The sequence below is a fragment of the Spirosoma aerolatum genome (assembly GCF_002056795.1).
Classification (GTDB): domain Bacteria; phylum Bacteroidota; class Bacteroidia; order Cytophagales; family Spirosomataceae; genus Spirosoma; species Spirosoma aerolatum.
On sequence record NZ_CP020104.1, the window covers coordinates 3,343,474 to 3,356,961 of the forward strand.

A 13,488-nucleotide genomic window follows, 5' to 3' on the forward strand; every position below is an offset into this window, starting at 1 on the left:
AGTTATCGTCCAACGTCGTGTCAACAATACTACGTTTTGTTGAGCTGCCTGCCCCTGAGCTGGTCTGGGGCTTGTTTGGTCGTGGGTTAGGCGCCGTATTTTTTATCGCGATCAGTCAGTTATATCATCAGGTTTTGCCACTGGCGGGCCGTAGGGGCATAGCACCCATCGAGCAGAAATTAGCCCGTATCCGGCTGGATTATCCCGGTTGGCGACATTGGCTGTATTTCCCGACCCTACTATGGCTGAACTGTAGTGATCGGTTCATGCGGGGGTTGATCCTATTAGGGGCAGCAACGGCTTTGCTGGTCGTTTATGGTGGCCCTTTCGCCGGCCCAGCCCTATTGATTTGCTGGCTGGTTTACCTATCTTTCGATCTGGCGCTGGGTTTTACTTATCCATGGGATTGTCTGTTGCTCGAAGCGGGTTTTCTGGGGCTTTTTCTGCCCACGATGCCCACGTTACCAACTGTAGCGGTTGCCAGTCTGCCTCTGCCAATAGTGTCCTGGTCGTATCGCTGGTTATTTTTTCGGGTGCTCTTTGGATTTGGTAAGTATAAATTCATCGGGGGAGTCTGCGGGATCGCGGCTATTTTCATAGCTTTTTGATCAATATACCCTTGCCCGCTTACCTGGGATGGTACATGTACCGACTGCCTAAATGGGTATTTCAGGGGGTTGTTCTGCTGGTGTTTTTTACCGAAATCATATTGCCATTTGGTGTTTTCATTCCCGGTAATACCCGCTTGGTCGTAGCTGTGTTTACGGCCTGCCTCATGGTGGGGATTCAACTGGTAAGCAATTTTGGTTTTTTTAATCTACTGACGGTTGTGCTCTGTATAGCCCTGCTGGATACCCAGTCGTGGGTTTGGGATACTACATGGGCGAGAGTCGCCAGTCATTGGCTCGCGCATGGCCTATTGGTAATTCTAGCTGTGGGCGGATTACTGAATTTGCCCTTTAACAGTTGGTGTTCGCATACCTGGATGCATTGGCCGGTATTCATTCGGATTCGGGTGCCGGTTGTTCAGGCGTTACTGCGCTTTTATCGAGTGCTGAATCGGTTTCGGCTGGTTCTTGCCTACGGCGTTTTTCCGCCCACGAGTAGTCCTGCGATTCGTTGGGTGCCGGTCATTGAAGGCACTCAAGATGGGCATACCTGGCTTCCATATACCTATCGGTACATGACCACTACCGAAACGAGCCCACCCCGGTATGTGGCACCCTATCACCCCAGACTCGATCATGGGATTTTCTACGAATCATTTGGCTCAAACGATGCAAACTTTGGCTGGTCGACTCTTGGGTGTGGCAACCCCTATGATTTCTCGACCGTGAGTGGGGTGCAGCTACTGGTCCAGCGGCTACTGGAAGATGAACCGTTGGTTCGGCCGCTGTTTCGGGTGTGCCCTTTTCCGGTAGGAGCGCCACCCCAGGCGGTACGAATAACGTTTTATCGGTTTCAGCCCACTACGCTGGCCGAGCGTCGGCGAACAGGCCGCTGGTGGACCCGTATAGTTGTCGGAACGCATCAGCCGCCGACGAAACGGGAGGATCGGCTATGGAAACTACGGTATCCGGTACCTGAGTTGTTTCACCCGGATGCCATCCACTGGAAACGTCGGGCTCCGCGTATTCAGGCATTACAGGCTCGTGCCCAACAGGCGCAGGCCGATGCGATCTGGACACACATACAGACTGATCTGAAATTCAATCTGGCAGAGTTCTGGAACGATTTTATACCATTGGCCAACGAAAGCGGGTTAAATTGGGCCACGATGCCCCAAACGGTAGCGCAATTACGAACTCGGTACAACTGGCAGGAACTACTGGAGCTTCAGCAGCTATTCAGCCGTCTTAGTTTGGCCTTGCTCACGAAACTTGAACCGTTTTTCTTGGATATGGCTGAACCTCAACTCGTTGTTAGCGAGTATTTTCAGCTTTGCCTGTTTACGCACTACCTAATTGGACAGGGGCAGGCTATTTATTCGGACGTGTTCAATAACCCCACGAGGGCTACCCAATATCTTGTACAGTTTGAGCCGGAGCGCAGCTTTTATTATCTGGGACTTTTCTGGTTCGATACCCTTGTTTTTCAGGCGCGTAAGTTTCGGTTGTTTTTGAAGATTTCGGTTCATCAATCGGGAAACGGATTGCCTGGATTTTTAGACCTGATACCGTTTATAAGCCAGCAGTTTACCGATATTGGTGAGGAACATCTGCCTGATCTTCAGCGAAATCCGAAAAATGGCGATTGGCTGATTAGCGAAAGACAGCCTGAGCCTGCTGCCGAATCCGCACTTAACCAATAAGTTGTTGACAATGAAACAAGTTCAATTACCCAACGGCTTACGCGTGGCCGCCCTGAATAAGACCGAAGCCGATGTGCTGTATCATGAGATTTTTGCCATGCAGTCGTACCAACAGCACGGTATCCGCCTGGCCGATGGCGACTGTGTATTCGATGTCGGGGCAAACATTGGTTTGTATTCCATTTTTCTGACGCAGACTTACCCGAATTTAAAGCTGTTTGCATTCGAGCCAATACCTGCTTTATACGCTGTACTGCAACAGAATGCACGGCTTCTTTTTTCAACGGTGAACGCCCGGTTATTCAACATTGGGCTGTCGGATCGGGCCGGAACCGCCCGGTTTACATTTCAGCCGTCGCTTAGCATGACGGCCAGTATGTATCCGGGGGCAATCGCCGATAGTTCGCAGAAGAAGGCCAGTGCGTATGCCTGGATGCAGGCGCTGATTGGCGATATGGCCCGAGTTGGGCAACTACCGACTACCCTGGCTAACTGGCTTACCCGTTCGCTGGCTCGCCCGTACCTGCGCTTGCCCGTACTTGGCTTGCTTAGTATCCCGATTCTCTCACTAAGCGTAATACAACGTCTGCGTAAACAACAGATTGACTGTATACTCAAAACCATTTCAGACATTATTCGTGAGCAGAATATTGATCGGATCGATGTGATGAAAATTGATGTAGAAGGGAGTGAACTGGATGTAGTGCGAGGTATCAACGATGCCGACTGGCCCAAAATCAGGCAGTTTATCATCGAAGTGCATGATCTCGATAATCGGGTCACTACCCTGACAGCCCTGTTTCAGCAGCGAGGTTTTCGAACCATTGTCGATCAGGAAGACTGGCAGCTGCATCGGTTGATGAATATTTATACACTCTATGCCATGGCCGACTAAGCCTGGCAACGGGCGTTATCCGGTATGAATGATTTGGTTATGAAACAAGTTGCCATTGTCTATTTTGATGCAGCTTCGGGGCATCGATCGGCCGCTGTAGGGCTGAAGCGGGCCCTGGATAGTCGCTATCCTGACTGGTCGGTTCGTCTAATTAATATTGTAGATCTGTTTGATCGGCATAAACGGTTTGGAAAAATTGCCCGATACGGCATTGATCGATTTAACGGGCAGTTGAAGCGGGATAAAGTATTTGATCTGGGAGGGCAGATTAACCTGTCGCTGCTTTTTCATGATCTGTTGGGGCAGGAGGGTATCCGGCAGCTGAGTTCATTCTGGCAGGAAATACCTCCCGATGTCGTTATATCGGTAACACCCATGTACAACCCGGCTCTGTATGCAAGTGTCCGACTGATCAATCCATCGGCTGTTTGCATAACCATTCCGGTTGATTTTGAGGAAGTGAAGCCTCGGTACTGGTTTACTCCCCGCGTTGATCAGTATTACCTGAACGGCACTGATCGGTTATACCAGCAGGCCCGGAAAGCCGGCGTACCAGATGCCCGGAACTACCGGGTAGCAGGCATGGTCGCTGATCCCCTCTGCTATGAAATACCTAGTATGGGTCAGCGAGTCGAACGCATTCGATTGGGCCTGGACCCGGATTTGCCTACCGGGGTGATCTCATTTGGTGGGCAGGGCTGCATTCATCTTCAGACCATTGCCGAAGCCGTAGCCCAGGCTAACCTTCGCATTAATTTGATTTTTCTGTGCGGTCGGAATAAGGTTGTTTTTAACGCCATTCAAAACCTGAAAACGCCGTATCCAAAGCAGGTGCTTGGCTACTTGCCCGATACGCCTATTCAATACTTACACCTAGCCGACTTTGCAATTGGAAAGCCGGGAGCCATGACCATTACGGAAGCATTAATTACGCAAACGCCACTGATCGCTCTGAAGAGTAAAGGGATGAGACCGGTGCAACGTGGGAATGAAGCCTGGCTGGTGGCGCATCAGGTCGGTATTCTTGCCCGGCATGTTGGGGAGATTGTTCCGGCTATTCAGCAGATTATTACCAACCCGGTTTATCGGGAGCGAGCGGTTGCCGAAGCGCATCGGGCCGTTTATGATGTAGCGGAGTTGGTGGGTTCATTCGTAAGCCGTAACGTAGAGAAAAAGTATGACGAGTATTGCTAAAGGGCCTGGTGCCCGCGAGGCAAAACGACTGATTCATTCGAATCCGCAACAGGGCTGGGTGGACTTAGTTCTGAAATATGGAAACAATTTCAGCTATCAGGGCGGACTGGCTACCTGCGATCCTGCCGTGATTCAGACCATGCTGATGCAACGGACACATACCCAGTATCGCTCGGAAGGTTATAAATTGATGTCGCGGCTGGTTCCGGGAGCACCAGGCGTGTTATTCATGGAAGGTGAGGAATGGCATAAACATGTTCAGGCGGTGATGCCCGTGTTTACGAAATCGGCCGTCGATTCCTATGCCAGTCGTATGCATGAAACCGTCGTTAACTGTTTGGCGGACTGGAAACCAGGGATGCCGATACCCGATTTGTTCGTATTGATTACACAATTGGGGTTGCAGGTCGTGCTTCGGGTCGGCTATGGACTCGACCTTGCCGATTCGTTGACGCAGCGTTTCGGCAATATGCTGATGACCTACAAACAACAGACTATGACTTCTCAGGCTCGGTTGGATGAATTTGGCTTTTCGCTCGATCAGCTACGCATTATACCGACTTTTCTTCGCGAACGATACCAGCTGAAGAGACTGATTCAAACCCTGAATCAAGTGGTCAGTCAGATTATGCAGAAACGGCAGCAAACGGGCAGTCAGGGTCAGGACTGGTTCAATCTGCTGGGTAAGGCTGGGTTTTCGCTGTCGCAGATTAGTGATGAGCTAAATCATATTTATGGGGCTTTCAGTGCGATTGATTACGTGATTACCTGCGGATTGGTGGAAGTAAGCCGACGGCCTGACTGGGCTGAACGGATTCGGAACGAACTTAAACAGGTGCTCGGGAAGCGACTTTACCCTACGCGTGCTGATTTCGACCACCTACCCGACACCACCAATTTTATGAAAGAGGTATTCCGATATTATCCCGTAGCGGCTGCGATTCTGCGACGAACTGGAGAACAACTTTCGATAAACCAAGATTCTTTGCCTAAGAATCGGGAGGTAATGATTATGATTCAGGCCCTGCATTTTCATCCCGATTTCTGGGACTCATCGGCCACTTTCGACCCTAACCGCTGGAATCGGCCTTTGCGTGAACCTCGGGCGTATATGCCGTTTCTGATCGGTCCCCGGCAATGCATCGGCCGACACCTGGCCGAACTACATTTTGTAATTACCCTGAATGCACTGTTGCAACGGTTCGATATACAGGTTCTTTCAGACAACCCCTCCATTTTGCCTTACCTGATTCCCCGGTTTGCGGGTCCGGTACCAGCTCAACTCACTGTATATAATCAGGTATGAAAACGAATCGGTTTGGTATTCCCCCTGGCCCAACAGTGGCAGAAGCCCAACACCTGCTTGAACAGCATCGGGATAAGGCTTGGGTAATACTGACCCAAGCGTACGGGAAAAATTTTCTGTATCAGGGTAATCTGGTCACCTGCGACCCCCGGCTGGTTGAAGCCCTGCTGATGGATCGGATGCATACGCAACGTCGATCCAGTATCTATAGATACGCTTCCTGGATGATTCCGATAGCACCGGGTCTTCTGTTTATGGATGGTGATGCTTGGGAGAAACGGTTGCGGGCCGTTATGCCGGTGTTTACCAAAGCAAATGTCGATTCGTATGCCGAGTGCATGCATCAGCAGATTGGGCAGCATATAGCCCATTGGCAGGAAAATCTGTCCTTTGAGGATTTATATGCGTTACTAGTTAATCTCAACAGCTCGTTGTTTCTGAAGGTAGGCTGTGGGCTTGACCCCGACCAGGCCGGTGCTCGCCAACTGGGTCGTACGTTGATCGATTTCAAGTTTCATTACATGGACACGCGAAGCCGACTCGATGATTTTGGCATGGGGAAGCGGCAACTCGTGCGGTTGCCCCGCTTTTTGAAGGCTCAGTGGCAGCGAATTCGTAAAAAAAGGCAGCTTTACACACAGATTGATTCGTTAATGAGCCAACCACAAAGGGGCGATAGTAGAGGGCTAAACTGGCTGAATCGCATGCGGGAAGCAGGCTTTTCGGCGCCTGAAATAGCCAATGAAGTGAATCATCTGTATGGAGCCTACAATGCGCTGGATTATGTATTAACAGGAGCATTGTACGAACTCGGCAAACGGCCCGCTCTGGCTGAAACCCTACGTAACGAACTTCGTACCGTGACCAGTGAGCGAGGCTATCCCACCCGTGATGATTTTCGTTTGTTGCCCAACACCCTCCAGTTTATGAAAGAGATAATGCGTGTTTATCCCGTCACAATGGCCGTTGCCCGCCGATTTGGCGAATCGATGACCGTTGATGGTATAACGATACCCAAGGGGCAGGAAGCGTTGATTTTACTGCATGCTCTGCATCATCATCCCGATTTCTGGGAAAATCCGGATCAATTCGAGCCCAGACGATGGCAGGCTGAACCATCTGTGCCGTATACGTACGTCCCGTTCCTGAACGGCCCCCGAAAATGCATTGGTCAGCATTTGGCGGAGTTGAATTTCGTGATCGTGCTGAATGCGTTCCTGCAAACGTATTCTGTAGAGATTTTTGATCCCAATATTCGATTGGCCACGTTTATGATGCCCCGTTTCGAGCGAAAAGTGGCGGGTATACTGCATCGTCGAAAAGAGGAAAACCCGACTTATCGGGACATGGATTAAAGCCGTAAAAAACGAATATCGTAATTGATTTTAATGAGTCGATATAGGTAGCGGACAGTGGCAATTGCCGGATTCTTACTGAAGGTCCAGAATTTACGGCTGATGGTACTGGGCTCCTCCTGACTATTTTTTTGGTAGAATAGCTCCGTAAAATTGTTGTAAAACAGCCCTTTTCCTTTTTTCTGGATGAAGGCAATACTCATTCGGTACTCCGTTTTGTCGGGGTGAACACCTTCTATATACTTACCAAACTTCTCCAGAAATGAACTTCGACGGAGGTGTGGGTGATCGCTATACTCATATAATTTTTTATAGTTCAACGACCAGTTCGGCATAAACATTTCTGAAAAGGCGTTGTTGTAAGGCTTCAGAAATGGATAGCGGATATAGGCATAAAACCGAATAATATCGAACTGAGGCTCATGGTTAAGAATCGCCAGTGATTCGACTAGCCGATCAGGAAACAGCGGTGTAGGTTCAAAGTCTTCCTGAACGTATAACGTATAGGGCGTTCGGACCGCTTCCTGTCCTTTATTGATATTGTTGCCCAGCCCTTTATTAACGGGTGTTGTGATCAATTGAAAACCAAATTTGGCCTGTAGCGTCTTCAGATAAGCCTGATGTTCCGGCTTACTGCCATCATCCGATACGACAATATCCCCAAAGTGGCAATCAAGTTGGCGGAAGGTTTGTAATAGATTCTCCAGCGACTGACTGCGGTTGTAGTGAGTAACCAGAAGGCTAACATTGGAGAAGTTGTAGTTTTTTTTCATGGATGTAATGTATGCGGATGTAAGATGCTTAGGAATGGATGTTTATCGAATTAATAATACCCAGCCACTTTTGGAAACACGACGTTCTTCGTTGGTTATGGTTCGTATACTATAGTCGAACGTCCAGGCATAGGAGCCGGTTTCGCAGGGTTGGCTCAAATACGTGCCATCCCAGCTGTGTTCGGGGTCTTTGCTGGTAAAAATCACGCTGCCCCACCGATCAAATATTCGGAATTGATAGGCCAGAAACGTTCCGGCATGACGAATCTGAAGCTGATCATTCATGGCATCGCCATTAGGTGTAAACGCATCCGGGATGTAGGTGTCTTCCAGATGGCAGTTTTGAACGACTACGGTAACGGAGTCGCGGTAGGGACAGGCATTTAGTCGTGTTTCCAGCCAGTAAACGCCTGCATTTGTGATAGTTAGACGCCGATTAGTACTCTGGTCCGACCAAACGAAACGCGCATTTGGGGGCAGGGTATCAGGAACACTGAATACAACCGAAGCGCCTTCGCAAAGAATGAATGGCGGGCCCAGGTCGACCGTTGCCACGGGCGTGCCGTCGACAATAAGTACGTTCGATTCGGCTGAACATTGCGATCGGCCTACGGCAGCCTCGTTGATCGGCTGGGTGTTATGAAGCCGATAGTAAGTACGACCGGCCCGGACCGGGTTGATCGTGTAACTGGCATTTCCCGCACCCGGTACGGCGGTCCAGGTTACGTTGTCTCGGCTTTGCTGCCATAAATAGACCGGATTAGGATAGCCAGTGGCCGAGCCGACCTCCAGCGTTAGGGCACTGTAGGCACAGGCCGTAGTTTGAGTGCCAGTCGTATTGGCAAATTGGATGGAGAGAGCCGGGTGTACAGGGCGAAACCCGATATCGTCGATAATCAGATCATTGCCACAGCCGCCAAGTCCCTGATTGACCAGTTTGACAATAATATCACTCTTGTTGGTTTGAATCGCAAACTGCATGGTCAGTTGAACCCAGGTTGGTGAGGTCGTGCGTGGAATGGCGGGTTGGACAACTTCCCGGATGAGTGTACCGTCGGTCTGTTCGATCCGCATCACGATAATCGGGTTACGGAGGCTATAGCCATCGCAGGCGCCTGGTTGCATCACCTTGTTTAAATTCAGGGCCCAGAGCGAAAATTCGTAGGTAACACCTGGACATAAGCCCGTAACGGCCTGGCTGTAAAATTCACCGGGCTGATAGGAGGCATTAACCACAAACATATTACCCCGCACATCTCCGTCGGTATGATCCTGTGCGACATAATGCCAGGCTTGTCCGTGACAGCTTCCCGATACTGTATCCATCACATTGTATTCGCCATCTTCAGGACAAGCTATTGGATTGTAGGTGAATTTCGTCTGTCCGTCGGGTAAAGCCCCTCGTGTACCAGCTCCAAACGTTTCACAAAGGATAGCTCCCTGACTGCATTGCGCCTGGCAACGCAGATCTGTTGCCAGGACCAGCAGCGAAAGAACTATCCAGCAGAAAACGGACTGGAGCGCAGCCATGAGAGCGTATGAAACTAGTTGTTCGTTGAGGTTTTGGTGTCGTGAGGGGCTTGGGAAACGAACATGCTGCGAAAACGGCGTAGTTCGATTCCGATTTTTAGCCAGACTGTACGTGAGAAACTGCCATCTTTTTCGAGGGTTCGGGTACCTGTCCAGACACGGGCTTTTCGGGATTTTACCTGTTTAACAGTGCCATAGTTCATCAGATCGAAACACATCCGCCCGTCTTCGCCCCGAATTTTATGCATCACATACCCAACTTTCAGGGCATACTCACGTACGTAACCCAGGCTGATTCCATAGGCATTCAAATGAGGGCGCTTGAGGTGACGCAGTTCAGCAACCGTGTCTTTCATGGTTTCAAGCATGGTGAGTTTCCAGCGGGGAAAACCAGGCGATGGGATGAACGAATACCGACCGTACACACAAACGACACCGGGCTGCTGGAGTACTTTCATCAGTTCATTGGCCCAATCGGGAGGATATAGGCCGTCGGAGTCGGCGGTGAGCAGGTATTTGCCACGGGCTTGCTCCAGACCCATCTGCCGGGCTGGCCCCCAACCCTGTATTGGCTGAAAGGCGGATCGAATATGCAGGCTGTCGAGCGTTTTCTGGGTATTATCGGTCGAGTTGTTATTCACCACCAGAATCTCCAGGGGAAGGTTCGTTTTCTGTTTCGCCAGTGAGGCAATACTGCGGAGAATATTGACCTCTTCGTTCCAGGCCGGAACCACGATGCTCACAAGTGGATCGGGTTTTTGAATCAGGTCGAGGTCTTTGTTGATCGAATCGAATACCGATTGCGGAATTTCTTCGAACGACTTATACGGAAAATTGAATTGATTGATCCAGTCAGGGGCGTTTAACAAGTCCATAAAATAAAGCAGTTAGGTATGTCAACAGAGGATATTTTTCAGACGCTTACATCATCCAACTGAGGTAGGCTGAGGAACTGATCTGGGCGTTCGATTCGGTGGTGCTGATTGCAGAATCAGTTCGACATACCGATAGGTAAACAACGACAACAGGTGAACACCGATCAGGCAGAGGAGCACATACAACCATTCGCCCAGCGAAGTAGCGGGCACTTTAATGACCCGGAAAATGATCAGGTCCAATACGTTCAGAACAACCATATGGTTGAGGTAGTACGAATACGAAAGCCTACCAAGAAACTCGAGCCGATCATTTGCCAGTATCGTCGATACAATACCTTTTTCCTGAGAAAATACCAGAATGACCAGGGCAAACAGGAAAGGCATCATCCAGCTCTCCGCATGATGAAAACTACTGACAGCCAATAGAGTACCTCCCAGCAGAAGAATTTCGACCACCGAGAAAACCCATCGGGCACCTGCCGATTGCCAGTGACGACTCAGTCGATACGTGAGCATTCCGATCAGGAAACTATAAAAGCAGCGGACGAATCCGTAGTCGTAATTGTAAATGATATTGCCCTGATGGCGAACAATAAACCAGGCAATCGGACCAAAACAAAGGGTACACATGACCCACAGATTCTTGCGAAAAACAACCAGGCACAACGCCCAAAGGAGGTAGGTGTAAAACTCAACACTGATACTCCAGCTTGGCCCGTTCCAGGTTGTCGTGTCAAACAGATTCAGCGATTGGATCAGGGTGAGGTTGGCCAGGAACGAAGGAAGCGATTTGTCGGGGCCAAAAACCGGGTTCGATAACCTGACTACATACCGATCGACACCGAAGCGGAAAAGCTCGAACAGCAGAACCAGTAGCAGTGTGAACAGATGAAGTGGATAGAGCCGTTTGAACCGTTTGATGGCAAACGGTTTTATGCTCGACAGGTCCGTAATTTTGGCATAGTTGCTATGCGTCATCACAAAGCCTGACAGTACAAAAAAGAAATCGACGAATAGATCGCTTTTGGCAACAAAGTCATTGCCTTTCAGGATGGAGAGGTGTTGTAGATGGAAAAAAATGACCATGATGGCAGCCATTCCCCGAAATGTATCAACCGCTCGAAACCGCATGCTGCGCAACGTTTAGAATGTATAATTAGGCCAATGATTTATAGACATCGAGTGTAGCGTCGATGGATTTTTTCAGGGGAAAATCGGCCAGCCGCTTCATTCCCCGTTCCACTAATTCCGCCCGTAACGCATGATCGGCTAATGTGCTGGATAGCTTGCTGGTCAGGTCGTCCTGGTCGGTCGCTTTAAAAAAGACAGCAGCATCGGCTGCCACTTCCCGAAAACATTCTGTATCACTCAACAGGATGGGGCAGCGTGCTTTATAGGCTTCCAGAATGGGTAGGCCAAATCCTTCGTAAAGAGAAGGGTACACAAACAGTTGAGCGTTCTTATAGAGTGAATTGAGCTGCTCGTCGGTTGCGTTGATATGGCGTACCCGATCCGTGAGCCCCAGCCGTTTCAGAAACTCTTCGTCGGCTATTTCAACTCGCCCTCCCCCTGTCAGGATTACCTGTAAGGTTGGGTCGCTGAGTAACAGTGGTTTAATGGCGTTCATGAACAGATAAAAGTTCTTATAGCCGCTTCGGTCACCCACGAAAAGTACATAGCGCTCAGGTAGATTGGCAATGGGGGCAAATTGCAGGGGTGTATCGATATCGATGCCGTGATAAATGACGGATACCTTGGCCGGGTCGACCTTAAAAAAATGAAGCAGGTCGTTACGAGTTGTGTTCGAGATGGCAATAATGGCATCGGCCCGTTCAATATTCAGTCGTTTCTGGTACGTCAGTGGATCTTTGGCCCAGAAATATTCTGGCAGTCGCTCGTACGTAAGGTCATGAATGGTAACGACCAGTGGCTTTTTGAGTTGTTTAAAAAAGTAAGGGTCGTAGTAGGTGGGATGAAAAACGTCGAATTCCGATTTACTCAGTAGTCGTTCACAGTAATACTGATTCAGCATATAGTCGGCTTTCTCGCTTCGGCTTAAAATTTTATCGCTTAGGCTGCCTTTCAAGGCCAGGGGTTCATCTTTTATGTAGTGATTTTTAGCGTGCAGAACCCCGAGCTGATACGTTATCGAATCGCTTTGTTTGATGCCCTCGATAATGTTGGCGAAGTACCGGCTGATTCCGCCATATTTCTGGGTGGTGAACTTCTGGTGATCTATAAAAACTTTCATCGTAGTCTTGGGAGGTTGTTAGTGGTTGACTGGCTCAAAGGGAAACCCAGGCTGGCGGAAGCAGGTCTTTGGTGTTCCAGGTGGGTTGGTTTTTGTACCAGTGTTTGGGGGTAATCACCAACTTATCAGGATCTGGATTGAGCCAGGCTCCCCACCAACTGAATGAACTGTTGGCTATGATGTGATGGCGACATTTGCTCATTAGGACCAGATCGGCCACGTCGCCACTCGGCCCGGTATTGGTCACGAAGACGCTATCGGTTGGTAAGGGCAGGTTCTCCCTGGCCCAGTCTTTATCGTCGCTAAAGACGTAGAAATGTGGATTTTTGATTTCCTTCGTCAGATGACGAATGGCCGTTTTATAGTAGTCGAGCCCAACAAAGCCGAACGTTTTGCTGAACTCGGGATGGTTAACGTAATCGCCCCGCCGGACATGAACGGATACCGGAACGGACGTTCCCTGAATCTGTTGCTGGTAGCCGTCAAATTCAGCGCTGGGGGCTTTGCTCAATTGTAATTCACGACGAATACTGTCTGCATAATCCCGGAAGTAGCACTCCGACTGCCAGAACCCTTCCATGATAACACATCCGGCATGGGCCTGTAAAATGGCTGGATCGAAATGAAACTGCTTCTCCTTCAAAAACAGAAAAAAGGGTCGTAACGTACGGTTGGGGAACAGCTTCGTCGACTTCGATACATATTCGACGGGCGATTCCTGAAGGATACGGTAGGGAACCGAAAAGAAACCCAGCTTGAACGACCGCGACGTATCGTCTGGGTACTCATACAAATAGTAGCTCAGATCGACGTAAAACGACGTTTTATTTCTCAGCGAAAGGCTACGGGCAGCCGCATACTGAAAAAGCTGATTACCAAGGCCACTAGTTACTCTGCTGATAACCATTGTTTTGCGTGCATTTAGTTAAACGAAGGAACGGTGGTTAAAAAGAACTCACGCACGTCATTTCACTCCTCTACCAAAAGCAGGAGAG

12 protein-coding genes are annotated in these 13,488 nt (G+C 49.5%); 6 read left to right on the forward strand and 6 right to left on the reverse strand.

Translation table 11 applies throughout. The features are described 5' to 3' along the window. The first annotated feature begins 17 nt into the window (after nt 1-17). From B5M13_RS34420 to B5M13_RS13500, 6 genes are read left to right on the forward strand one after another with little or no spacing between them, the layout of a single operon-like run. On the forward strand, nt 18-608 hold the full coding sequence (locus B5M13_RS34420) for a lipase maturation factor family protein (protein ID WP_080056165.1): 591 nt from the start codon (nt 18-20) through the stop codon (nt 606-608). 35 nt (nt 609-643) lie between these two features. Then, complete coding sequence (locus B5M13_RS13480; RefSeq protein WP_080056166.1) at nt 644-2,311, forward strand: lipase maturation factor family protein; 1,668 nt, start codon at nt 644-646, stop codon at nt 2,309-2,311. A 10-nt stretch (nt 2,312-2,321) separates the two neighbouring features. Further along, a complete protein-coding gene (locus B5M13_RS13485; RefSeq protein ID WP_080056167.1) occupies nt 2,322-3,206 on the forward strand; it encodes an FkbM family methyltransferase in 885 nt (294 codons plus the stop codon). A gap of 39 nt (nt 3,207-3,245) precedes the next feature. Then, entirely contained in the window at nt 3,246-4,400 is a 1,155-nt protein-coding gene (locus tag B5M13_RS13490) for a glycosyltransferase (RefSeq protein ID WP_170061127.1), read from the forward strand. Continuing rightward, nucleotides 4,384-5,706: a cytochrome P450 gene (locus tag B5M13_RS13495; protein ID WP_080056169.1), complete on the forward strand. Its 1,323-nt coding sequence runs from the start codon at nt 4,384-4,386 to the stop codon at nt 5,704-5,706. Before B5M13_RS13490 ends, B5M13_RS13495 begins: the two co-directional genes overlap by 17 nt. Next, nucleotides 5,703-7,061 carry a cytochrome P450 gene (locus tag B5M13_RS13500; RefSeq protein WP_080056170.1) on the forward strand — a complete coding sequence of 453 codons (1,359 nt, stop codon included), beginning with the start codon at nt 5,703-5,705 and terminating at the stop codon, nt 7,059-7,061. The genes B5M13_RS13495 and B5M13_RS13500 overlap by 4 nt, the downstream gene beginning before the upstream one ends. Here B5M13_RS13500 and B5M13_RS13505 read toward each other — a convergent pair. From B5M13_RS13505 to B5M13_RS13530, 6 genes are read right to left on the reverse strand one after another with little or no spacing between them, the layout of a single operon-like run. Continuing rightward, a complete protein-coding gene (locus tag B5M13_RS13505) occupies nt 7,058-7,834 on the reverse strand; it encodes a glycosyltransferase family 2 protein (RefSeq protein WP_080056171.1) in 777 nt (258 codons plus the stop codon). The two genes, B5M13_RS13500 and B5M13_RS13505, sit on opposite strands and share 4 nt — an antisense overlap. Nucleotides 7,835-7,876: 42 nt before the next feature. After that, complete coding sequence (locus B5M13_RS13510; RefSeq protein WP_080056172.1) at nt 7,877-9,364, reverse strand: gliding motility-associated C-terminal domain-containing protein; 1,488 nt, start codon at nt 9,362-9,364, stop codon at nt 7,877-7,879. 14 nt (nt 9,365-9,378) lie between these two features. After that, a complete protein-coding gene (locus tag B5M13_RS13515) occupies nt 9,379-10,239 on the reverse strand; it encodes a glycosyltransferase family 2 protein (protein WP_080056173.1) in 861 nt (286 codons plus the stop codon). 51 nt (nt 10,240-10,290) lie between these two features. Further along, complete coding sequence (locus B5M13_RS13520; protein ID WP_080056174.1) at nt 10,291-11,373, reverse strand: acyltransferase family protein; 1,083 nt, start codon at nt 11,371-11,373, stop codon at nt 10,291-10,293. Nucleotides 11,374-11,398: 25 nt separating this feature from the next. Next, the gene (locus tag B5M13_RS13525; protein ID WP_080056175.1) at nt 11,399-12,493 is read right to left on the reverse strand and encodes a glycosyltransferase family 4 protein; all 1,095 of its coding nucleotides are present in this window, start codon (nt 12,491-12,493) and stop codon (nt 11,399-11,401) included. A gap of 34 nt (nt 12,494-12,527) precedes the next feature. Continuing rightward, nucleotides 12,528-13,400 carry an alpha-1,2-fucosyltransferase gene (locus B5M13_RS13530; RefSeq protein ID WP_080056176.1) on the reverse strand — a complete coding sequence of 291 codons (873 nt, stop codon included), beginning with the start codon at nt 13,398-13,400 and terminating at the stop codon, nt 12,528-12,530. Nucleotides 13,401-13,488 lie beyond the last annotated feature (88 nt).